This is a genomic window from Streptomyces sp. NPDC017520 (assembly GCF_044329855.1).
In the GTDB taxonomy this organism is placed as follows: domain Bacteria; phylum Actinomycetota; class Actinomycetes; order Streptomycetales; family Streptomycetaceae; genus Streptomyces.
The window spans coordinates 328,164-350,747 of record NZ_JBIRKB010000008.1; the positions used below are offsets into that span (position 1 = coordinate 328,164).

Sequence of the window (22,584 nt, forward strand, 5' to 3'; positions counted from 1 at the left end):
GCACAGTGTCCGGTGGAGAGGTGGCCGGGATCCTCGTGGCCGTCTTCTGGGCGATCCTGGTCTCGTTCCTCGCCGTGGTGCTGGTGAGGCTCGCCCAGACGCTCAGGGCGACCACCAAGCTCGTGGCGGACGTGACCGACCAGGCCGTTCCGCTGCTGGCCGACGCCTCGGCGACGGTGCGCTCCGCGCAGACCCAGCTGGACAAGGTCGACGCCATCGCGAGTGACGTCCAGGAGGTCACCTCCAACGCCTCCGCGCTCTCCACGACCGTCGCCTCCACCTTCGGCGGCCCCCTCGTCAAGGTCGCCGCGTTCGGCTACGGCGTACGGCAGGCCCTCGGCCGCCGCACCGCGCCCGAGCCCGAACCGGAACCGGCGCGGGGCCGTGGCTCCGCCCGCCGCACGGTGATCGTCGGCCGGACCGTACCCTCGGCGCGCGGACGCAGGCGCGAACGCCGAAACGCCCGCGGACAGAAGGACTGATCGAGCGATGTTCCGCCGCACGTTCTGGTTCACCGCCGGCGCAGCCGCCGGTGTGTGGGCCACCACCAAGGTCAACCGCAAGCTCAAGCAGCTGACCCCCGAGAGCCTCGCGGCGCAGGCCGCGGACAAGGCGATCGAGACCGGTCACAAGCTCAAGGACTTCGCCCTCGACGTACGCGACGGCATGGTCCGGCGCGAAGCCGAACTGGGCGGTGCCCTGGGCCTGGAGGCGCCGGTCGACCCGGACCTTCCCGTCCAGCGGCACTTCGCCGTCGAAGCGGCCGAACCGCCCGCGAACGCGAAGACGTACCGCACGCTCCCCTACAACTCGAACAACCGGAATGAGGACCACTGATGGAGTCGGCTGAAATTCGCCGCCGCTGGCTGAGCTTCTTCGAGGAGCGCGGTCACACCGCCGTGCCTTCGGCGTCGCTCATCGCGGACGACCCGACTCTGCTGCTGGTCCCCGCGGGCATGGTCCCCTTCAAGCCGTACTTCCTCGGCGAGGTCAAGCCGCCCGCCCCGCGCGTCACCAGCGTGCAGAAGTGCGTCCGTACGCCGGACATCGAAGAGGTCGGCAAGACCACCCGCCACGGCACCTTCTTCCAGATGTGCGGCAACTTCTCCTTCGGGGACTACTTCAAGGAAGGCGCCATCCAGCTCGCCTGGGAGGCGCTGACCAACTCCGTCGAGGACGGCGGCTACGGCCTCGACCCCGAGAAGCTCTGGATCACGGTCTACCTCGACGACGACGAGGCCGAGCGGATCTGGCGCGACAAGATCGGCGTTCCCGCCGAGCGCATCCAGCGCCTGGGCAAGAAGGACAACTTCTGGTCCATGGGCGTCCCCGGACCCTGCGGCCCGTGCTCGGAGATCAACTACGACCGCGGCCCCGAGTTCGGCGTCGAGGGCGGCCCGGCCGTCAACGACGAGCGCTACGTGGAGATCTGGAACCTGGTCTTCATGCAGTACGAGCGCGGCGCCGGTGACGGCAAGGAGGACTTCCCGATCCTCGGGGACCTGCCGTCGAAGAACATCGACACCGGTCTCGGCCTCGAACGCCTCGCCATGATCCTCCAGGGCGTACAGAACATGTACGAGACCGACACCCTGCGCGTCGTCATGGACAAGGCCACCGAGCTGACCGGCGTGCGCTACGGCGCCGAGCAGGGAACCGACGTCTCGCTCCGCGTCGTCGCCGACCACATCCGTACGTCGGTGATGCTCATCGGCGACGGCGTCACCCCCGGCAACGAGGGCCGCGGCTACGTCCTGCGCCGCATCATGCGCCGCGCCATCCGCAACATGCGCCTCATGGGCGCCACCGGCTCGGTCGTGAAGGACCTGGTCGACGTCGTGATCGACACGATGGGCCTCCAGTACCCGGAGCTGATCACCGACCGCAAGCGCGTCGAGACGGTCGCGCTCGCCGAGGAGGCCGCCTTCCTCAAGGCCCTCAAGGGCGGCACCAACATCCTGGAGACCGCCGTCACCGAGACCAAGGCCGCCGGCGGCCAGGTCCTCGCCGGCGACAAGGCGTTCCTGCTCCACGACACCTGGGGCTTCCCGATCGACCTCACCCTGGAGATGGCCGCAGAGCAGGGGCTCTCCGTGGACGAGGACGGCTTCCGCCGCCTCATGCAGGAGCAGCGCGACAAGGCCAAGGCCGACGCCCGCGCCAAGAAGACCGGTCACGCCGACCTCTCCGCCTACCGCGAGGTCGCCGACACCTCCGGCGCCACCGAGTTCACCGGCTACACCGCCACCGCCGGCGAGTCCACCATCGTCGGCCTGCTGGTCGACGGCGTGCCCTCGCCCGCCGCCACCGAGGGCGACGAGGTCGAGGTCATCCTCGACCGCACCCCCTTCTACGCCGAGGGCGGCGGCCAGCTCGCCGACACCGGCCGCATCCGGCTCGACACCGGCGCCGTGATCGAGATCCGCGACGTCCAGAAGCCGGTCCCCGGCGTCCACGTGCACAAGGGCGTCGTCCAGGTCGGCGAGGTGACGGTCGGGGCTCCTGTCTTCGCCTCCATCGACAGCACCCGCCGCCGCGCCATCGCCCGCGCCCACAGCGCCACGCACCTCACGCACCAGGCACTGCGCGACGCGCTCGGCCCGACGGCCGCCCAGGCCGGCTCGGAGAACTCGCCCGGCCGCTTCCGCTTCGACTTCGGTTCGCCCGCCGCCGTCCCCGGCACGGTCCTCACCGACGTCGAGCAGCGGATCAACGAGGTCCTCTCCAGGGAGCTCGACGTCCAGGCCGAGGTCATGTCCATCGACGACGCCAAGAAGCAGGGCGCCATCGCCGAGTTCGGCGAGAAGTACGGCGAACGGGTCCGCGTCGTCACCATCGGCGACTTCTCCAAGGAGCTGTGCGGCGGCACCCACGTCCACAACACCGCCCAGCTGGGGCTGGTGAAGCTGCTCGGCGAGTCCTCCATCGGCTCCGGCGTGCGCCGTATCGAGGCCCTCGTCGGCGTGGACGCGTACAACTTCCTCGCCCGGGAGCACACGGTCGTCGCCCAGCTCCAGGAGCTGGTCAAGGGCCGCCCCGAGGAGCTCCCCGAGAAGATCGCGGGCATGCTCGGCAAGCTCAAGGACGCCGAGAAGGAGATCGAGAAGTTCCGCGCGGAGAAGGTCCTCGCGGCCGCCGCCGGACTCGTCGAGTCCGCCAAGGACGTCCGCGGCACCGCCCTGGTCACCGGCCAGGTCCCCGACGGCACCTCCGCCGACGACCTGCGCAAGCTGGTCCTGGACGTCCGCGGCCGCATCCAGGGCGGCCGGCCGGCCGTCGTGGCCCTGTTCACCACGGCCAACGGCCGCCCGCTCACCGTCATCGCCACCAACGAGGCCGCCCGCGAGCGCGGTCTCAAGGCCGGTGACCTGGTGCGCGCCGCCGCCAAGACCCTCGGTGGCGGTGGCGGCGGCAAGCCGGACGTCGCCCAGGGCGGCGGCACGAACCCGGCCGCCATCGGCGACGCCGTGGCCGCCGTCGAACGCCTCGTCACCGAGACCGCGTGACGAGCGGGATGACGCAGATGCGCCGAGGCCGGCGGCTCGCCGTCGACGTCGGGGACGCCCGTATCGGGGTCGCCTCGTGCGACCCCGACGGGATCCTGGCCACGCCGGTGGAGACCGTGCCGGGACGCGACGTCCCGGCCGCCCACCGGCGGCTCCGTCAACTCGTCGAGGAGTACGAGCCGATCGAGGTCGTCCTCGGCCTGCCGCGCTCCCTCGGCGGGGGCGAGGGCCCGGCGGCCGTCAAGGTCCGGGAGTTCGCGCAGGTGTTCGCCCGCTCGATCGCACCCGTTCCGGTGCGGCTGGTGGACGAGAGGATGACCACAGTGACGGCCGCTCAGGGGATGCGCGCCTCGGGCGTGAAGTCCAAGAAGGGCCGGTCTGTCATCGACCAGGCTGCCGCTGTGGTGATCCTTCAGAACGCTCTGGAGTCCGAACGGGCGTCAGGCAATCCTCCGGGTGAGGGCGTCGAAGTGGTGGTCTGATCGCGATACGGTAACGTTCCGCGCGATGCGGCGGTGTTCGAACAAACACCGCACAGCGAAGCGAAGAGACGGAACGTCGTCTCGCGGCTCTAGGGGATCGATGACTGAGTATGGCCGGGGCCCCGGCTCCGAACCGTGGCATCCCGAGGACCCCTTGTACGGGGACCAGGGATGGGGAGGCCAGCAGGCCGCCCACGGCCAGGGCCAGTACGGCGACCAGCAGCAGTCCTTTCCGCAGGACCCGTACGCCCAGCAGCAGCAGTCCTATGCGCAGGACCCGTACGCCCAGAACCATCAGCAGTACCCGCATCAGCAGTACGACCAGCAGAACCAGCAGCAGTACGACCAGCAGAACCAGCAGCAGTACGGCACGCCCCAGCAGGACCCGTATGCCCAGCAGCCGGGTGCCCAGCCGCAGTACAACGGCGGCTGGGACACCGGGCAGCAGGCCGCCATGCCGTACGGGGCCGAGCCCCAGGACCCGTACGCCCAGCAGCCCGGCGGCTACGAGGCGTCGCAGGACTACTACGGTACGCCCGAGGCGTACCCCCCGCCGCAGCCCCCGGGCCGCCGCGACGCCGCGGCCGAACAGCAGCAACAACAGCATCAGCAGCAGTCGACGGAGTGGGACCCGGACGAGCCGCAGGAGGAGACGCACCCCTTCTTCACCGGTGCGGACGAACCGGCCGGCCGTGAGCCGCGCGACGACGACGATGACCCGGACGACGACGGTTCGCGCTCCTCGCGCCGCGACCGCGGCGGCAGCGACCGCCGGGGTGGCAAGGGCAAGAAGAAGAGCCGCAGCGGAGTGGCCTGTCTGGTGGTCTCCGTCGTGCTGGTGGGTGGCCTCGGCGGAGTCACCTACGTCGGCTACACCTTCTGGCAGAACAAATTCGGCGCCCCGGCCGACTACGCGGGGGCGGGCTCCGGTCAGGTCGAGGTCGAGATCCCCGAAGGGTCGCTCGGCTACGACATCGCCAACATCCTGCGCAAGGAGGGCGTCATCAAGTCCTCCGACGCCTTCGTCGCGGCGCAGAACGACAACCCCAAGGGCAAGCTGCTCCAGGCCGGCGTCTACCTCCTGAAGAAGGAGATGTCCGCTGCCAGCGCGATCGAGCTGATGCTCGACCCCAAGAGCCAGAACGCTTTCGTGATCCCGGAGGGGACCCGTAACGCGCGGGTCTACGAGAAGATCGACGAGCGGCTGGAACTGGAGAAGGGCACCACGGCGAAGGTCGCCAAGGCCAAGGCGGAGTCCCTGGGGCTGCCCGACTGGGTGGGCGACAACCCGGATGTGAAGGACCCGCTGGAGGGCTTCCTGTACCCGGCCGCCTATCCGGTCGCCAAGGGGTCGAAGCCCGAGGACGCGCTGAAGCGGATGGTCGCGCGGGCCAACAAGGAGTACGCGGACATCGACTTCGAGGCCACGGCCAAGAAGTTCAATCTCGACGGGCCGTGGCAGGTGCTCACGGTGGCGAGCCTGGTGCAGGCGGAGGGTCTCACGCACGACGACTTCCGCAAGATGGCGGAAGTCGTCTACAACCGGCTCGAACCTGACAACACCATCACCAACCGCAAGCTCGAGTTCGACTCTGCTTTCAACTACCTCATGAAGCAGAGCAAGATCAAGATCAGTTCCAAGGAGATCCGGACCAACCCGGATCCGTACAACACCTACTACCACACGGGTCTCCCGCCGGGGCCGATCAGCAACCCGGGTATGGACGCCATCAAGGCGTCGCTCGACCCGACCACGAACGGCTACATGTTCTTCATCTCGCTCGACGGTAAGAAGACCAACTTCACGAAGACCGTCGAGGAGCACGAGAAGCTCAACACGAAGTGGAAGGAGCAGCAGGGACTTGGCTGATATTCGCCGCCGAGCCGCCGTCCTCGGCTCGCCCATCGCCCACTCCCTCTCCCCGGTCCTGCACCGCGCCGCCTACACCGAACTCGGCCTGGACGACTGGTCCTACGACCGGTTCGAGGTCGACGAGGCGGCGCTGCCCGGCTTCGTCGAAGGGCTGGACGCCTCCTGGGCGGGGCTGTCGTTGACCATGCCGCTCAAGCGGGCGATCATCCCGCTGCTCGACGAGATCAGCGCGACGGCCGCCTCCGTCGAGGCCGTGAACACGGTCGTGTTCACCGAGGAGGGGCGGCGGGTCGGTGACAACACCGACATCCCCGGCATGATCGCCGCCCTGCGGGAGCGCGGGATCGAGCAGGTCGAGTCCGCCGCCGTGCTCGGCGCCGGAGCCACCGCCTCCTCCGCGCTCGCCGCGCTCGCCGCGGTCTGCGCCGGACCCGTGACGGCGTACGTGCGCGGCCCCGAGCGCGCGGCCGAGATGCAGGCCTGGGGGGAGCGGCTCGGCGTCGACGTCGTGACCGCCGACTGGGCGGACGCGGCAGCGGCACTGACCGCGCCGCTCGTCGTCGCCACCACCCCGGCCGGTGCCACCGACGCCCTGGCCGGATCCGTGCCGGCGGCGCCGGGCATCCTCTTCGACGTGCTGTACGAGCCGTGGCCCACCGCGCTCGCCGCCGCCTGGTCGGCGCACGGCGGGGCCGTCGTCGGCGGACTCGACCTCCTCGTCCACCAGGCACTGCTCCAGGTCGAGCAGATGACCGGCCGGGTCCCGGCGCCGCTGGCCGCCATGCGGCAGGCCGGGGAAGCCGCGCTCGCCGCCCGCTGACGGGCCCACGGGCCGGTCCCGCCCGTCCGTCTGCTGGACCGGCGGCCGGAGCGTGCCCCCGGGCGTGGGAGGATCGGGGGCGGCGGGCCAGGGCCGCGCACCCGGTGGCGCCGTTGGATTTCGGGCGCGAGCATGAGGAGCACCGTTGAGCAGGTTGCGCTGGCTGACCGCGGGGGAGTCGCACGGCCCCGCACTGGTGGCGACGCTGGAGGGCCTTCCCGCCGGTGTCCCGGTCACTACGGAGATGGTGGCGGAGGCGCTGGCCCGGCGACGGCTCGGTTACGGCCGCGGCGCGCGGATGAAGTTCGAGAAGGACGAGGTCACCTTCCTCGGCGGCGTACGCCACGGCCTCACCATGGGCTCCCCGGTCGCCGTCATGGTCGGCAACACCGAGTGGCCCAAGTGGGAGCAGGTCATGTCGGCCGACCCGGTCGACCCCGACGAGCTGGCGAAGCTCGCCCGCAACGCCCCGCTGACCCGCCCCCGGCCCGGCCACGCCGACCTCGCGGGGATGCAGAAGTACGGCTTCGACGAGGCCCGGCCGGTCCTGGAGCGCGCCAGCGCCCGGGAGACCGCCGCGCGCGTCGCCCTCGGGGCCGTCGCCCGCTCCTACCTCAAGGAGACGGCGGGCATCGAGATCGTCAGCCATGTCGTCGAGCTGGCCGCCGCCAAGGCGCCGTACGGAGTCGTCCCCGTCCCCGGCGACGTGGAGAAGCTGGACGCCGACCCGGTCCGCTGCCTGGACGCCGACGCGTCCAAGGCGATGGTGGCCGAGATCGACCAGGCCCACAAGGACGGCGACACCCTCGGCGGGGTCGTCGAGGTGCTGGCGTACGGCGTGCCCGTCGGGCTCGGCTCGCACGTGCACTGGGACCGGCGCCTGGACGCCCGGCTCGCCGCCGCGCTCATGGGCATCCAGGCCATCAAGGGCGTCGAGGTCGGCGACGGCTTCGAGCTGGCCCGGGTCCCCGGCTCGAAGGCGCACGACGAGATCGTCGCCACCGAGGACGGCATCAGGCGCACCTCCGGGCGGTCCGGCGGCACCGAGGGCGGGCTCACCACCGGCGAGCTGCTGCGTGTGCGCGCCGCGATGAAGCCCATCGCGACCGTGCCGCGCGCCCTGGCCACCGTGGACGTCGTCACCGGCGAGGCCACCAAGGCCCACCACCAGCGCTCCGACGTCTGCGCCGTCCCGGCCGCGGGCATCGTCGCGGAGGCCATGGTCGCCCTCGTCCTGGCCGACGCGGTCGCGGAGAAGTTCGGCGGCGACAGCGTCCCCGAGACCCACCGCAACGTCCAGTCGTACCTCGACCACCTCCAGATCCGATGAGCGGCCCCCTGGTCGTCCTCGTCGGCCCGATGGGCGTCGGCAAGTCCACCGTCGGCGAGCTGCTCGCCGCCCGGCTCGGCACCACCTACCGGGACACCGACGCCGACGTCGTCGCCGAGGCGGGCAAGCCGATCGCGGAGATCTTCTACGACGAGGGCGAGGAGCACTTCCGCGCCCTGGAGCGCCGGGCCGTCGAGGCGGCCGTCGCCGGGCACACGGGCGTCCTCGCCCTCGGCGGCGGCGCCGTGCTGGACGCGACGACCAGGAAGCTGCTGGCCGGCCGCCCCGTCGCCTACCTCTCCATGGACGTGGACGAGGCCGTCCGCCGCGTCGGGCTCGGCGCCGCCCGCCCCCTGCTCGCGGTCAACCCGCGCCGGCAGTGGCGCGAGCTGATGGACGCCCGCCGTCACCTCTACGAAGAGGTCGCCCGCACCGTCGTCGCCACCGACGAGAACACCCCCGAAGAGGTCGCCCAGGCGATCATCGACGCACTGGAACTGCCGGAGGGCCACGCCGCCCCCGGCGTGGAGAACACCGGCATGACGCAGCAGGGACCCACCCGCATCCAGGTCGCAGGCTCCGCGGGCTCCGACCCGTACGAGGTCCTCGTCGGCCACCAGCTCCTGGGCGAGCTGCCCCAGCTGATCGGCGACCGCGCGCGACGCGTCGCCGTACTGCACCCGGAGGCGCTCACCGAGACCGGTGAGGCGGTCCGTCAGGACCTCGCCGACCAGGGGTACGAGGCCATCGCCATCCAGCTGCCGAACGCGGAGGAGTCCAAGACCGTCGAGGTCGCCGCCTACTGCTGGAAGGCGCTCGGCCAGACCGGCTTCACCCGCACCGACGTCATCGTCGGCATCGGGGGCGGGGCCACCACGGACGTCGCCGGGTTCGTCGCGGCCACCTGGCTGCGCGGGGTGCGCTGGATCGCGATCCCGACCACCGTGCTCGGCATGGTCGACGCGGCCGTCGGCGGCAAGACCGGCATCAACACCGCCGAGGGCAAGAACCTCGTCGGCGCCTTCCATCCGCCCGCCGGGGTCCTCTGCGACCTCGCCGCGCTGGACTCGCTGCCGGTCAACGACTACGTCTCCGGTATGGCCGAGATCATCAAGGCCGGGTTCATCGCCGACCCGGTCATCCTGGACCTGGTCGAGGCCGACCCCGAGGGCGCGCGCACCCCGGCCGGGCCGCACACCGCCGAGCTGATCGAACGGTCCATCCGGGTCAAGGCCGAGGTCGTCTCCAGCGACCTCAAGGAGTCCGGACTCCGCGAGATCCTCAACTACGGCCACACCCTCGCCCACGCCATCGAGAAGAACGAGCGCTACAAGTGGCGCCACGGCGCGGCCGTCTCCATCGGCATGGTCTTCGCCGCCGAGCTGGGCCGGCTCGCCGGACGCCTCGACGACGCCACCGCGGACCGGCACCGCAGCGTCCTCGCGTCGGTGGGCCTGCCGCTCGCCTACCGCGGCGACCAGTGGCCCAAGCTGCTGGAGAACATGAAGGTCGACAAGAAGTCGCGCGGCGACCTGCTGCGCTTCATCGTCCTGGACGGCATCGGCAGGCCCACCGTCCTGGAGGGCCCCGACCCGGCCGTGCTGCTCGCCGCCTACGGGGAGGTCTCCGCGTGACCCGAAGGGTCTTCGTCCTGAACGGCCCCAACCTCGGACGGCTGGGCTCGCGTGAGCCCGACGTCTACGGGGCCACCTCCTACGCCGGGCTCGTCGACGCCTGCACGACCCTGGGCAAGGAGCTCGGCCTCGACGTCGAGGTGCGGGAGACCAACGACGAGGGCCAGCTGATCCGCTGGCTCCACGAGGCGGCGGACGGATCGATTCCGGTCGTTCTCAACCCGGGCGCGTTCACGCACTACTCGTACGGCATGCGGGACGCGGCCGCCCAGCGCACCGCCCCGCTGATCGAGGTGCACATCTCCAACCCGTACACCCGCGAGGAGTTCCGGCACACGTCCGTGGTCGCCGCGGTGGCCACGGGCACGGTGGCCGGGTTCGGCATCGGCTCGTACAGGCTCGCCCTGCGCGCCCTGGCCGACGAACTGACGGACTGACACCACGCGGATGCCCGTCCGCCCTCCGCGCGGCCGACGGGCACTTCGCACCCTCCCGGGCCGTTCACCCCGAGACGGCCCGGGAAGGTACGGTGGCCGTCCCATCAGCGTCAGTTGCAGTTACGAGACGGAGTGGCACCGGATGCAGCACGCAGTGGGGGCCCCGCTGCCGCCGCCCCACGGCCCCGGTATCGGGCACGTCGGCCGGCCGTACCAGGCCCAGCACGCCGGCCACCCCGGTCCGCCCCCGATATCCCCGCCGCCGGGCCAGGCCCCGCCCCCGCCGGGCCAGGCCCCGTCCCCGCCCGGGCAGGCCCCGCCTCCGGCCCAGGGCCGGCCCCAGCAGCCTGCCGCCCCCGGCCAGACCCCGCAGCAGGGCTGGAGCGGCACCGGACCCACGCCGCCGCCCGCCGGGCAGGTCACCGGGCACACCGGGCACGTCCAGCTGCCCCCGGGCGGTCCCGTTCCCCTGCCCGCGCCGCCCGCCGGGGCCGGCACCGGCGGCGCCACGCTCGCCGTCCTGCTCATCGGCCCCGCAGGGGCGGGCAAGACCACGGTCGCCAAGCTCTGGGCGGCCCGCCGCCAGGTGCCCACCGCCCACGTCTCCCTGGACGACGTCCGCGAATGGGTCCGCTCCGGCTTCGCCGACCCGCAGGCCGGCTGGAACGACCACTCCGAGGCCCAGTACCGGCTGGCCCGCCGCACCTGCGGCTTCGCCGCCCGCAACTTCCTCGCCAACGGCATCTCCTGCATCCTCGACGACGCCGTCTTCCCCGACCGCCCGGTCGTCGGCCTCGGCGGATGGAAGCGCCACGTGGGCCCCGGCCTGCTGCCCGTGGTCCTGCTGCCCGGCCTGGAGATCGTCCTGGAGCGCAACGCCGCCCGCAGCGGCAACCGCAGGCTCTCCGACGAGGAGGTCGCCCGCATCCACGGCCGGATGGCCGGCTGGTACGGCTCCGGCCTCCCGATCATCGACAACTCCACGTACGACGTCGAGACCACCGCCCGCGTCCTGGACGACGTACTGGCCCGCTCCATCGCGAGCCCGCCCGCCTGGTAGCCGTCGGGCCCCGCCCGGCAGGGAGGCTGCCGGGCGGCGGCCGACCGCGGCCGGGGACCTCCCGACGGTGGCCGACCGCGGCCAGGGACCTCCCGACGGCGGCCGGCCGCGCGGCGCCCTCGGTGGCCGGGACCCCGGTCGGGTGCGCTGGCCGGGCGGGCAGCCGCCCTCGCTCGTACGCTCGAACCATGTCAGAGGTGCACGCCGTCCGACGCGGGCTGCTCCGCGACCGGTGCGCCGCCGCGGGCTCCGCGGCCGCCCTGGTCTCCCGCCCCGCCAACGTCCGCTATCTCGCGGGCGGAGCGCCGCCCGGCGCCGTGCTGCTGCTCGGCCCCGGCGACGACGTTCTGCTCTGCTCCCGCGCTCCGACCGGTGAACCCGCCCACGGGCGGCCCGACGAGGCGCTCCGGATCGACCTCCTGCCCGTCCCGGACGGGGACCCGGTGGTCGCCGCCGCCGGCCTCGCAGCCTCGGCCGGCGCGGATTCGCTCGCCGTCGAGGAGCACGATCTGACCGTGGCCCGGCACCGTGCCATGGGGAAGGCCGCCCCACGCCTCCGGCTGGCCGATCTGGGCTTCACCGTGGAGCAGCAGCGGATCGTCAAGGACGAGGAGGAGATCGGCTGCCTCCGGATCGCCGCCGAGATCACCGACCAGGCCCTCGGCGAACTCCTCGAATCGATCCTGGTCGGCCGCACCGAACGGCATCTCGCCCTGGAACTGGAGCGCCGCCTGGTCGACCACGGGGCGGACGGCCCCGCCTTCGCCACCTCCGTGGCCACCGGCCCCAACTCCGGCCAGGGCCGTCACCGGCCCTCGGACCGCAGGGTGGAGGAGGGGGATTTCCTCTCCGTCCGCCTCGGCGCGAGCTACCACGGCTACCGCTGCGAGATCGGCCGGACCTTCGTCATCGGCACCGCCCCCGCCGAGTGGCAGATCGAGCTCTACGACCTCGTTTTCGCCGCTCAGCGGGCCGGCCGGGAAGCCCTGGCGCCGGGGGCCGCCTACCGGGACGTGGACCGCGCCGCCCGTCATCCGCTGGAGTCGGCGGGGCACGGAGAGGGGCTTCAGCCGTGGACCGGGCACGGTGTGGGCCTGGAAATCGAGGAGGACCCGCAACTGGCACCGACAGCCATGGGTAAACTGGACGCTTGTGTGCCGGTCACCGTCGAACCGGGGGTCCACCTCCCGGGCCGGGGCGGTGTCCGGATCGATGACACGCTCGTCGTGCGCCCCGAGGCGGACGGCGGACCCGAGCTACTCACCATGACGACCAAGGAGCTGCTCGCGCTCTAGCGCGCATCCTCGGTCGTTCCACCAGCTTCAGTCCAGGAGATTCCGCAACCGTGGCTTCCACGAACGACCTCAAGAACGGCCTGGTGCTCAAGCTCGACGGAGGCCAGCTCTGGTCCGTCGTCGAGTTCCAGCACGTCAAGCCCGGCAAGGGCCCCGCCTTCGTGCGCACCAAGCTCAAGAACGTGCTCTCCGGCAAGGTCGTCGACAAGACGTTCAACGCCGGCGTGAAGGTCGAGACGGCCACCATTGACCGCCGAGACATGCAGTTCTCGTACATGGACGGCGAGTACTTCGTCTTCATGGACATGGACACCTACGACCAGCTCATGGTCGACCGCAAGGCCGTCGGCGACGCCGCCAACTTCCTGATCGAGGGCTTCACCGCCTCCGTCGCCCAGCACGAGGGCGAGGTGCTCTACGTCGAGCTGCCGGCCGCGGTCGAGCTGACGATCCAGCACACCGACCCGGGCGTCCAGGGCGACCGCTCCACCGGCGGCACCAAGCCCGCCACGCTGGAGACCGGTTACGAGATCGGCGTGCCGCTCTTCATCAGCACCGGCGAGAAGATCAAGGTCGACACCCGCTCGGGCGACTACCTCGGCCGGGTGAACAGCTAACCGTGGCTGCCCGGAACAAGGCCCGCAAGCGCGCCTTCCAGATCCTCTTCGAGGCCGACCAGCGCGGTGAGTCCGTGCAGAGCGTCCTCGCGGACTGGGTTCGGCTCTCGCGGACCGACGACCGTCAGCCGCCGGTCGGTGAATTCACGATGGAGCTCGTCGAGGGGTACGCGCAGTACGCGGACCGGATCGACGACCTCATCGTCACCTACGCCGTGGACTGGGAGATCGACCGCATGCCGGTCGTCGACCGGAGCATCCTGCGGCTCGGTGCGTATGAGCTGATCTGGATGGACGAGACCCCGGACGCCGTGGTGATCGACGAGGCCGTCCAGCTCGCCAAGGAGTTCTCCACCGATGACTCCCCGTCCTTCGTGAACGGCCTGCTGGCCCGTTTCAAGGACCTGAAGCCGAACCTCCGTCGGGAGCAGTAGCCCCGGCCGCGGCGGTTCGGTCGCACACGCCACGAGGGCCCGCGGTCTGCTGACCGCGGGCCCTCGTCGTACCCGGGGCCCCGCGTGGGGCCCGTCGTCCCCAGGCAGGGGCGGGGGCACGGAAACGCCGGGCCGGTGGGGGCACGGGAACGCCGGGCGGGCGCGCGGACACGGAAACGCCGGGTGGGCGGGGCCCGAAGGTCCCCGCCCACCCGGCGGCACGTTTCTGCTGTGGGGTCCTGCCCCGCTCGCTCAGCCCTCGTCGTGGGAGACCGCGCGGCGCGCGTCCGCGTCCAGCACGCCCCAGCTGATGAGCTGCTCCGTGAGCACGGAAGGCGACTGGTCGTAGATCACGGCGAGCGTGCGCAGGTCGTCCTGGCGGATCGAGAGCACCTTGCCGTTGTAGTCACCGCGCTGGCTCTGGATGGTCGCCGCGTAACGCTGCAGCGGACCGGCCTTCTCCGGCGGGACGTGGGCGAGGCGCTCCAGGTCCAGGACGAGCTTCGGCGGCGGCTCGGCGGCCCCGCCCGGCGTCGTACCGGGCAGCAGCTCCTGCACCGGGACCCCGTAGAAATCCGCCAGCTCGGCGAGGCGCTGTACGGTCACGGCACGGTCGCCGCGCTCGTACGAACCGACCACGACGGCCTTCCAGCGACCCTGGGACTTCTCCTCCACGCCGTGGAGGGAAAGGCCCTGCTGGGTGCGGATGGCACGGAGTTTGGCCCCGAGCTGTTTTGCGTATTCGCTGGACATATGGCTCCCCGGACGCTGGAACAGTGTGCGGCTCCGCCGCGTGGCTGGTAACTCACTGTGAGGTTACGCAGCGTTACTTGGTTGCGTCAAGCCGGATGGTCCGGACCGGTACCTCCCGGGGGCGGGTCCAGGGCCGGGCGCAAGCCCTGGTAGCGTGGATGACGCAATTTCGACGTCCTTTAACGATCCGTCCCGTGAGGCGGAGAAGGAGGTCCGTTTCTTATGGACGCACAGCACGACCACACCGGCAACGCGGCACGCCCCGTTCTCGAGGCCCCCGACATCGCCCGTGTCCTGACCCGTATCGCCCACGAGATCGTCGAACGCGCCAAGGGCGCCGACGACGTGGTGCTGCTCGGCATCCCGACCCGGGGCGTCTTCCTCGCCCGTCGGCTGGCCGAGAAACTCCAGGAGATCACCGGCCGGAAGACGCCGGTCGGATCGCTCGACATCACCATGTACCGCGACGACCTGCGGATGCGCCCGGCGCGCGCCCTGGCCCGTACCGACATCCCCGGCGAGGGGATCGAGGGCAGCCTGGTCGTCCTGGTCGACGACGTGCTCTTCTCCGGCCGCACCATCCGCGCCGCCCTCGACGCGCTCGGCGACATCGGCCGCCCCCGCGCGGTGCAGCTCGCGGTCCTCGTCGACCGCGGCCACCGGGAGCTCCCGATCCGCGCGGACTACGTCGGCAAGAACCTCCCCACGTCGCTGCGGGAGACGGTCAAGGTCCAGCTCGCCGAGGAGGACGGCCGCGACGCCGTGCTGCTGGGCGTCAAGCAGGCCACCCCCGCGGACACGCAGTAGCCCGAGCCCTCCCGTACGGCCCCGGCCCCCTTCGGGGACGTACGGCCGCTCCCGCGCGCCCGCATGCCTGAAACTCCCTCCAGCAACCCGGAGAACCCCAGATGAAGCGTCACCTCATCTCGGCCGCCGACCTCACCCGCGACGACGCCGTCCTGATCCTCGACACCGCCGAGGAGATGGCCCGGGTCGCGGACCGGCCGATCAAGAAGCTCCCCACCCTGCGCGGCCGTACCGTCGTCAACCTCTTCTTCGAGGACTCGACCCGCACCCGCATCTCCTTCGAGGCGGCCGCCAAACGGCTGTCCGCCGACGTCATCAACTTCTCCGCCAAGGGCTCGTCCGTCTCCAAGGGCGAGTCCCTGAAGGACACCGCGCTGACCCTGGAGGCGATGGGCGCCGACGCCGTCGTCATCCGGCACGGCGCCTCGGGGGCCCCCTACCGGCTCGCCACCTCCGGCTGGATCGACGGGGCCGTGGTCAACGCCGGCGACGGCACCCACGAACACCCCACCCAGGCCCTGCTGGACGCCTTCACGATGCGCCGCCGGCTCGTCGGCGCCGACGCCGGGCTCGGCCGCGACCTGGACGGCCGCCGCATCACGATCGTCGGCGACATCCTGCACAGCCGCGTCGCCCGCTCCAACGTCCACCTGCTCACCACGCTCGGCGCGCACGTCACCCTGGTGGCCCCGCCCACCCTGGTGCCCGTGGGCGTCGAGAAGTGGCCCTGCGACGTCAGCTACAGCCTCGACGACGTGCTGGCGCAGTCCGATGCGGTGATGATGCTGCGTGTGCAGCGTGAACGGATGAACGCCGCGTACTTCCCGACCGAGCGCGAGTACTCCCGCCGCTACGGCCTGGACGGCGAGCGGATGGCGAAGATGCCCGAACACGCCATCGTCATGCACCCCGGCCCGATGGTCCGCGGCATGGAGATCACCGCCGAGGTCGCCGACTCCGACCGCTGCACGGTCGTCGAGCAGGTCGCCAACGGCGTCTCCATCCGCATGGCCGTGCTCTACCTGCTGCTCGGCGGCTCCGACACCGCACTGTCCGCCGCCCCCGCCCGTACCGAGGAGAACAAGTAACCATGAGCAAGATCATTGTCCGCGGTGCGCGGATCCTCGGCGGCGAGCCGCAGGACGTCCTGATCGACGGCGAGACCGTCGCCGAGGTCGGCACCGGCCTCGACGCCGCCGGCGCCACCGTGATCGAGGCCGAGGGGCAGATCCTGCTGCCCGGACTGGTCGACCTGCACACCCATCTGCGCGAGCCCGGCCGCGAGGACTCCGAGACCGTCCTCACCGGCACCAAGGCCGCGGCCGTCGGCGGCTTCACCGCCGTGCACGCCATGGCCAACACCTTCCCCGTAGCCGACACCGCCGGCGTCGTCGAGCAGGTCTGGCGCCTCGGCAAGGAGTCCGGCTACTGCGACGTGCAGCCCGTGGGCGCCGTCACCGTCGGCCTGGAGGGCAAGCAGCTCGCCGAGCTCGGCGCGATGCACGACTCCGCCGCCGGGGTGAAGGTCTTCTCCGACGACGGCAAGTGCGTCGACGACGCGGTGATCATGCGCCGCGCCCTGGAGTACGTGAAGGCCTTCGACGGCGTCGTCGCCCAGCACGCCCAGGAGCCCCGCCTCACCGAGGGCGCCCAGATGAACGAGGGCATCGTCTCCGCCGAACTCGGGCTCGGCGGCTGGCCCGCCGTCGCCGAGGAGTCGATCATCGCCCGCGACGTCCTCCTCGCCGCCCACGTCGGCTCCCGCGTCCACATCTGTCACCTCTCCACCGCCGGCTCCGTGGAGATCGTCCGCTGGGCCAAGTCCAAGGGCTGGAACGTCACCGCCGAGGTCACCCCGCACCACCTCCTCCTCACCGACGAGCTGGTCCGCACCTACAACCCGGTCTACAAGGTGAACCCGCCGCTGCGCACCGAGGCCGACGTCCTGGCCCTGCGCGAGGCGCTCGCCGACGGCACGATCGACTGCGTCGCCACCGACCACGCCCCGCACCCGCACGAGGACAAGGACTGCGAGTGGGCCGCGGCCGCCATGGGCATGGTGGGCCTGGAGACCGCGCTCTCGGTCGTCCAGCAGACGATGGTGGACACCGGCCTGATGGACTGGGCGGGCGTCGCGGACCGCATGTCCTTCCGCCCCGCGGCCATCGGCCGGCTCGAAGGACACGGCCGCCCCGTCTCGGCGGGTGAGCCCGCCAACCTCACTCTGGTCGATCCGGCATACCGTGGAGCCGTGGACCCCGCGGGCTTCGCGTCCCGCAGCCGAAACACCCCCTACGAGGGCCGTGAGCTGCCGGGCCGCGTCACCCACACCTTCCTGCGGGGCCGTGCCACGGTCGTCGACGGGAAGCTCGCGTGACAACTCTGACCCCCCTGTACCACCTGGCCGCCGAGCAGAAGTCGGCGGAAGTGACGGACTGGGCCGCCCGCATCGCCTGGGTGATCGGCCTGTTCGTCTTCATCGCCCTCGTCTACTGGCTGATGCGCCAGGGCTGGAAGTGGCGCGCCAGCCTCCAGTCCGGTCTGCCGGAGCTCCCGGCCACCCCCGAGGGCTTCGCCGACGACGAGACGCTGCTGACACTCCAGGGGCGCTACCACGCCTCCACCACCGCCGGTCAGTGGCTCGACCGGATCGTCGCGCACGGCCTCGGCACCCGCAGCCGCACCGAGCTCACGCTCACCGCCCGCGGTCTGGACGTCGTACGCCCCGGGGCGGCCGACTTCTTCATCCCGGCCGACGCCCTGCGCGAGGCCCGCCTCGACAAGGCGCTCGCGGGCAAGGTCCTCCCCGAGGGCGGCCTGCTGATCATCACCTGGGCGCACGGCGAGACGCTGATCGACTCCGGCTTCCGCTCCGACCACGCCGCCGAGCACCAGGCCTGGGTCGACGCCGTCAGCCGGCTCGCCGGCGCACCGGCCACCACCGAACTCACCAGCACCACTACGGAAGGCACCGCACGATGACGATCTCCACCCGGGGGGCCCAGACCCCCGCCGTACTCGTCCTGGAGGACGGTCGCGCCTTCCGCGGCCGTGCCTACGGGGCCGTGGGGGAGACCTTCGGCGAAGCGGTGTTCTCCACCGGCATGACCGGCTACCAGGAAACGCTGACCGACCCCTCGTACCACCGCCAGGTCGTCGTCATGACGGCCCCGCACGTCGGCAACACCGGCGTGAACGACGAGGACCCCGAGTCCGCTCGCATCTGGGTCTCCGGCTACGTCGTCCGCGACCCCGCCCGCAAGCCCTCCAACTGGCGCTCCCAGCGCTCGCTGGACGAGGAACTGGCGGCGCAGGGCGTCGTCGGCATCAGCGGCGTCGACACCCGCGCCCTCACCCGCCACCTGCGCGAGCGCGGCGCGATGCGCGTCGGGATCTTCTCCGGCCCTGCGCTCACCAGCGGCTCCGCCGCGGGGATCCCGGACGAGGGCACCCTGCTCGCCAAGGTCCGCCAGGCCCCCGAGATGACCGGCGCCGACCTCTCCGCCGAAGTGGCGACGAAGGAGGCGTACGTCGTCCCCGCGATCGGCACGAAGAAGTTCACCGTCGCCGCGATCGACCTCGGCATCAAGGGCATGACGCCCCACCGGATGGCCGAACGCGGCATCGAGGTGCACGTGCTGCCCGCCACCGCCACGCTGGAGGAGGTGTACGCCGTCAACCCCGACGGCGTCTTCTTCTCCAACGGCCCCGGCGACCCGTCCACCGCCGACCACCCGGTCGCCCTCATGCGCGGTGTCCTGGAGCGGTCGACCCCGCTCTTCGGCATCTGCTTCGGCAACCAGATCCTCGGCCGCGCGCTCGGCTTCGGCACCTACAAGCTGAAGTACGGCCACCGGGGCATCAACCAGCCGGTGCAGGACCGCACCACCGGCAAGGTCGAGGTCACCGCGCACAACCACGGGTTCGCCGTCGACGCCCCGCTGGACCAGGTGTCCGACACGGAGTTCGGCCGCGCCGAGGTCTCCCACGTCTGCCTGAACGACCAGGTGGTCGAGGGCCTCCAGCTCCTGGACCGGCCCGCCTTCAGCGTCCAGTACCACCCCGAGGCGGCCGCCGGCCCGCACGACGCCGCTTACCTCTTCGACCGTTTCACCACCCTGATGGAGGGCCAGCGTGCCTAAGCGCTCCGATATCCAGTCCGTCCTGGTCATCGGCTCCGGCCCGATCGTCATCGGCCAGGCCGCCGAGTTCGACTACTCCGGCACCCAGGCCTGCCGCGTCCTCAAGGCCGAGGGCCTGCGCGTCATCCTGGTTAACTCCAACCCGGCGACGATCATGACCGACCCGGAGATCGCCGACGCCACCTACGTCGAGCCGATCACCCCCGAGTTCGTCGAGAAGATCATCGCCAAGGAGCGCCCCGACGCGCTCCTGCCCACCCTCGGCGGCCAGACCGCGCTGAACACCGCCATCTCCATGCACGAGAACGGCGTCCTGGAGAAGTACGGCGTCGAGCTCATCGGCGCCAACGTCGAGGCGATCAACAAGGGCGAGGACCGCGACCTCTTCAAGGGCGTCGTCGCGGCGGTCAAGGAGAAGACCGGGTACGGCGAGTCCGCCCGCTCCGTCATCTGCCACACCATGGACGACGTCATCGCCGGCGTCGACACCCTCGGCGGCTACCCCGTCGTCGTCCGCCCCTCCTTCACCATGGGCGGCGCCGGCTCCGGCTTCGCCCACGACGAGGAGGAGCTGCGCCGCATCGCCGGACAGGGCCTCACGCTCTCCCCGACCACCGAGGTCCTCCTGGAGGAGTCCATCCTCGGCTGGAAGGAGTACGAGCTGGAGCTGATGCGCGACAAGAACGACAACGTCGTCGTCGTCTGCTCCATCGAGAACTTCGACCCGATGGGCGTCCACACCGGCGACTCCATCACCGTCGCCCCCGCGATGACGCTCACCGACCGCGAGTACCAGCGGCTGCGCGACGTCGGCATCGCGATCATCCGCGAGGTCGGCGTCGACACCGGCGGCTGCAACATCCAGTTCGCCATCGACCCCGCCGACGGCCGGGTCATCGTCATCGAGATGAACCCGCGCGTCTCCCGCTCCTCGGCGCTCGCCTCCAAGGCCACCGGCTTCCCGATCGCCAAGATCGCCGCCAAGCTGGCCGTCGGCTACACCCTGGACGAGATCCCCAACGACATCACCGAGAAGACGCCGGCCTCCTTCGAGCCGACCCTCGACTACGTCGTCGTCAAGGCCCCGCGCTTCGCCTTCGAGAAGTTCCCCTCCGCCGACTCCACCCTCACCACCACCATGAAGTCGGTGGGCGAGGCCATGGCGATCGGCCGGAACTTCACCGAGGCCCTCCAGAAGGCCCTGCGCTCCCTGGAGAAGAAGGGCTCGCAGTTCGCCTTCACCGGCCCGGTCGGCGACAAGGCCGAGCTGCTCGCGGAAGCGGTCCGCCCCACCGACGGCCGCATCAACACCGTCATGCAGGCGATCCGGGCCGGAGCCACCCAGGAGGAGGTCTTCGACTCCACGAAGATCGACCCCTGGTTCGTCGACCAGCTCTTCCTGATCAAGGAGATCGCCGACGAGCTGGCCTCCGCCGAACGCCTGGACGCCGACCTGATCGCCGAGGCCAAGCGGCACGGCTTCTCCGACGCCCAGATCGGCGAGATCCGCGGGCTGCGCGAGGACGTCGTCCGTGAGGTCCGGCACGCGCTCGGCATCCGCCCGGTCTACAAGACCGTCGACACGTGCGCCGCCGAGTTCGCCGCGAACACGCCGTACTTCTACTCCTCCTACGACGAGGAGAGCGAGGTCGCGACCCGCACCAAGCCGGCCGTGATCATCCTCGGCTCGGGCCCCAACCGCATCGGCCAGGGCATCGAGTTCGACTACTCCTGCGTCCACGCCTCCTTCGCCCTGAGCGACGCGGGCTACGAGACCGTCATGGTCAACTGCAACCCGGAGACCGTCTCCACCGACTACGACACCTCCGACCGGCTCTACTTCGAGCCGCTCACCCTGGAGGACGTCCTGGAGATCGTGCACGCCGAATCGCTGGCGGGCCCGATCGCCGGTGTGATCGTGCAGCTCGGCGGCCAGACCCCGCTCGGCCTCGCGCAGGCCCTCAAGGACAACGGCGTGCCCGTCGTCGGCACCTCCCCGGAGGCCATCCACGCCGCCGAGGACCGGGGCGCCTTCGGCCGGGTCCTGGCCGAGGCCGGACTGCCCGCGCCCAAGCACGGCACCGCCACCACCTTCGGCGAGGCCAAGGCCATCGCCGACGAGATCGGCTACCCCGTCCTCGTACGACCGTCCTACGTACTCGGCGGGCGCGGCATGGAGATCGTGTACGACGAGACGCGCCTCGCCTCGTACATCTCCGAGTCCACCGAGATCAGCCCCACCCGGCCGGTCCTGGTCGACCGTTTCCTCGACGACGCCATCGAGATCGACGTGGACGCCCTCTACGACGGCACCGAGCTGTACCTCGGCGGCGTCATGGAGCACATCGAGGAAGCCGGCATCCACTCCGGCGACTCGGCCTGCGCCCTGCCCCCGATCACGCTCGGCGGCTTCGACATCAAGCGGCTGCGCGCCTCCACCGAGTCCATCGCCAAGGGCGTCGGCGTCCTCGGACTGATCAACATCCAGTTCGCGCTCTCCGGCGACATCCTCTACGTCCTGGAGGCCAACCCGCGCGCCTCCCGCACGGTCCCCTTCACCTCGAAGGCGACCGCCGTCCCGCTCGCCAAGGCCGCCGCCCGCATCTCGCTGGGCGCGACCGTCGCCGAGCTGCGCGCGGAGGGCCTGCTGCCGAGGACCGGCGACGGCGGCACCCTGCCGCTGGACGCGCCGATCTCCGTCAAGGAGGCCGTGATGCCGTGGTCGCGCTTCCGCGACATCCACGGCAGGGGCGTCGACACGGTCCTCGGCCCGGAGATGCGCTCCACCGGCGAGGTCATGGGCATCGACTCGGTCTTCGGCACGGCGTACGCCAAGTCGCAGGCCGGCGCCTACGGCCCGCTGCCCACCAAGGGCCGCGCGTTCATCTCGGTCGCCAACCGCGACAAGCGCTCGATGATCTTCCCGGCCCGCGAGCTGGTCGCCCACGGCTTCGAGCTGATGGCCACCTCCGGCACCGCCGAGGTCCTCAAGCGCAACGGCATCAACGCCACCGTCGTGCGCAAGCAGTCCGAGGGCGCCGGCCCGAACGGCGAGAAGACCATCGTCCAGCTCATCCACGACGGCGAGGTCGACCTCATCGTCAACACGCCGTACGGCACCGGCGGCCGGCTCGACGGCTACGAGATCCGCACCGCGGCCGTCGCCCGCTCCGTACCCTGCCTGACCACGGTCCAGGCGCTCGCCGCGGCAGTCCAGGGCATCGACGCCCTCAACCACGGTGGCGTCGGGGTCCGTTCCCTCCAGGAACACGCGGAACACCTGATCGCGGCCCGCGACTGAGGGGGCACCCGGCCATGATCCGCCGGGTACCCCCGGCAGCCCAGCAGGGGGACACCGGCAACGGTGTCCCCCTCTCTGTGAGGACATCTCTTC

General features: G+C 71.4%; 20 protein-coding genes. 19 read left to right on the forward strand and 1 reads right to left on the reverse strand.

Going from position 1 to position 22,584, the window contains the following annotated elements; genetic code table 11:
• Window positions 1–20: 20 nt before the first annotated feature.
• The 13 genes from ACH4KB_RS21565 to nusB all read left to right on the forward strand — a co-directional run bounded on the left by ACH4KB_RS21565 (window position 21) and on the right by nusB (window position 13,488).
• The gene (locus tag ACH4KB_RS21565; RefSeq protein ID WP_007457957.1) at window positions 21–482 is read left to right on the forward strand and encodes a DUF948 domain-containing protein; all 462 of its coding nucleotides are present in this window, start codon (window positions 21–23) and stop codon (window positions 480–482) included.
• 7 nt (window positions 483–489) lie between these two features.
• Window positions 490–837 carry a DUF6167 family protein gene (locus ACH4KB_RS21570; protein ID WP_398067493.1) on the forward strand — a complete coding sequence of 116 codons (348 nt, stop codon included), beginning with the start codon at window positions 490–492 and terminating at the stop codon, window positions 835–837.
• Window positions 837–3,506 (forward strand): alanine--tRNA ligase, encoded by a 2,670-nt coding sequence (gene alaS, locus ACH4KB_RS21575; protein WP_398067494.1) that lies wholly within the window; start codon window positions 837–839, stop codon window positions 3,504–3,506. Before ACH4KB_RS21570 ends, alaS begins: the two co-directional genes overlap by 1 nt.
• Before the next feature lie 8 nt (window positions 3,507–3,514).
• The gene (ruvX, locus tag ACH4KB_RS21580) at window positions 3,515–3,988 is read left to right on the forward strand and encodes a Holliday junction resolvase RuvX (protein ID WP_178798498.1); all 474 of its coding nucleotides are present in this window, start codon (window positions 3,515–3,517) and stop codon (window positions 3,986–3,988) included.
• A gap of 100 nt (window positions 3,989–4,088) precedes the next feature.
• On the forward strand, window positions 4,089–5,858 hold the full coding sequence (gene mltG / locus ACH4KB_RS21585; RefSeq protein WP_398067495.1) for an endolytic transglycosylase MltG: 1,770 nt from the start codon (window positions 4,089–4,091) through the stop codon (window positions 5,856–5,858).
• Window positions 5,851–6,681: a shikimate dehydrogenase gene (locus tag ACH4KB_RS21590; protein WP_398067496.1), complete on the forward strand. Its 831-nt coding sequence runs from the start codon at window positions 5,851–5,853 to the stop codon at window positions 6,679–6,681. The genes mltG and ACH4KB_RS21590 overlap by 8 nt, the downstream gene beginning before the upstream one ends.
• A gap of 145 nt (window positions 6,682–6,826) precedes the next feature.
• Window positions 6,827–8,011 (forward strand): chorismate synthase, encoded by a 1,185-nt coding sequence (aroC, locus tag ACH4KB_RS21595; RefSeq protein ID WP_398067497.1) that lies wholly within the window; start codon window positions 6,827–6,829, stop codon window positions 8,009–8,011.
• The gene (aroB, locus tag ACH4KB_RS21600; protein ID WP_398067498.1) at window positions 8,008–9,645 is read left to right on the forward strand and encodes a 3-dehydroquinate synthase; all 1,638 of its coding nucleotides are present in this window, start codon (window positions 8,008–8,010) and stop codon (window positions 9,643–9,645) included. Before aroC ends, aroB begins: the two co-directional genes overlap by 4 nt.
• Entirely contained in the window at window positions 9,642–10,082 is a 441-nt protein-coding gene (gene aroQ, locus ACH4KB_RS21605; RefSeq protein ID WP_398067499.1) for a type II 3-dehydroquinate dehydratase, read from the forward strand. The genes aroB and aroQ overlap by 4 nt, the downstream gene beginning before the upstream one ends.
• Window positions 10,083–10,224: 142 nt before the next feature.
• Window positions 10,225–11,142, forward strand: coding sequence for a Pro-rich N-terminal domain-containing protein (locus ACH4KB_RS21610; protein WP_398067500.1), 918 nt, complete (start codon window positions 10,225–10,227; stop codon window positions 11,140–11,142).
• A 188-nt stretch (window positions 11,143–11,330) separates the two neighbouring features.
• The gene (locus ACH4KB_RS21615) at window positions 11,331–12,437 is read left to right on the forward strand and encodes a M24 family metallopeptidase (protein WP_398067501.1); all 1,107 of its coding nucleotides are present in this window, start codon (window positions 11,331–11,333) and stop codon (window positions 12,435–12,437) included.
• A gap of 50 nt (window positions 12,438–12,487) precedes the next feature.
• Window positions 12,488–13,054, forward strand: a complete 567-nt coding sequence (gene efp, locus ACH4KB_RS21620; protein ID WP_007453234.1) for an elongation factor P — start codon at window positions 12,488–12,490, stop codon at window positions 13,052–13,054.
• A gap of 2 nt (window positions 13,055–13,056) precedes the next feature.
• Window positions 13,057–13,488, forward strand: a complete 432-nt coding sequence (gene nusB, locus ACH4KB_RS21625) for a transcription antitermination factor NusB (RefSeq protein WP_007453233.1) — start codon at window positions 13,057–13,059, stop codon at window positions 13,486–13,488.
• 252 nt (window positions 13,489–13,740) lie between these two features.
• Here the strand turns inward: nusB and bldD are convergent, their stop codons facing one another.
• Complete coding sequence (bldD, locus tag ACH4KB_RS21630; protein WP_003970358.1) at window positions 13,741–14,241, reverse strand: transcriptional regulator BldD; 501 nt, start codon at window positions 14,239–14,241, stop codon at window positions 13,741–13,743.
• Window positions 14,242–14,463: 222 nt separating this feature from the next.
• On the opposite strand from bldD, the gene pyrR reads away from it, so the two are divergent.
• From pyrR to carB, 6 genes are all read left to right on the forward strand, one after another.
• Complete coding sequence (pyrR, locus tag ACH4KB_RS21635) at window positions 14,464–15,048, forward strand: bifunctional pyr operon transcriptional regulator/uracil phosphoribosyltransferase PyrR (protein WP_398067502.1); 585 nt, start codon at window positions 14,464–14,466, stop codon at window positions 15,046–15,048.
• A gap of 101 nt (window positions 15,049–15,149) precedes the next feature.
• Window positions 15,150–16,136 (forward strand): aspartate carbamoyltransferase catalytic subunit, encoded by a 987-nt coding sequence (locus ACH4KB_RS21640; RefSeq protein WP_398067503.1) that lies wholly within the window; start codon window positions 15,150–15,152, stop codon window positions 16,134–16,136.
• A gap of 2 nt (window positions 16,137–16,138) precedes the next feature.
• Entirely contained in the window at window positions 16,139–17,425 is a 1,287-nt protein-coding gene (locus tag ACH4KB_RS21645) for a dihydroorotase (protein ID WP_398067504.1), read from the forward strand.
• Complete coding sequence (locus tag ACH4KB_RS21650; protein WP_398067505.1) at window positions 17,422–18,030, forward strand: hypothetical protein; 609 nt, start codon at window positions 17,422–17,424, stop codon at window positions 18,028–18,030. Before ACH4KB_RS21645 ends, ACH4KB_RS21650 begins: the two co-directional genes overlap by 4 nt.
• Window positions 18,027–19,190, forward strand: a complete 1,164-nt coding sequence (gene carA, locus ACH4KB_RS21655; protein ID WP_398067506.1) for a glutamine-hydrolyzing carbamoyl-phosphate synthase small subunit — start codon at window positions 18,027–18,029, stop codon at window positions 19,188–19,190. The genes ACH4KB_RS21650 and carA overlap by 4 nt, the downstream gene beginning before the upstream one ends.
• On the forward strand, window positions 19,183–22,491 hold the full coding sequence (carB, locus tag ACH4KB_RS21660) for a carbamoyl-phosphate synthase large subunit (protein WP_398067507.1): 3,309 nt from the start codon (window positions 19,183–19,185) through the stop codon (window positions 22,489–22,491). The genes carA and carB overlap by 8 nt, the downstream gene beginning before the upstream one ends.
• Window positions 22,492–22,584 lie beyond the last annotated feature (93 nt).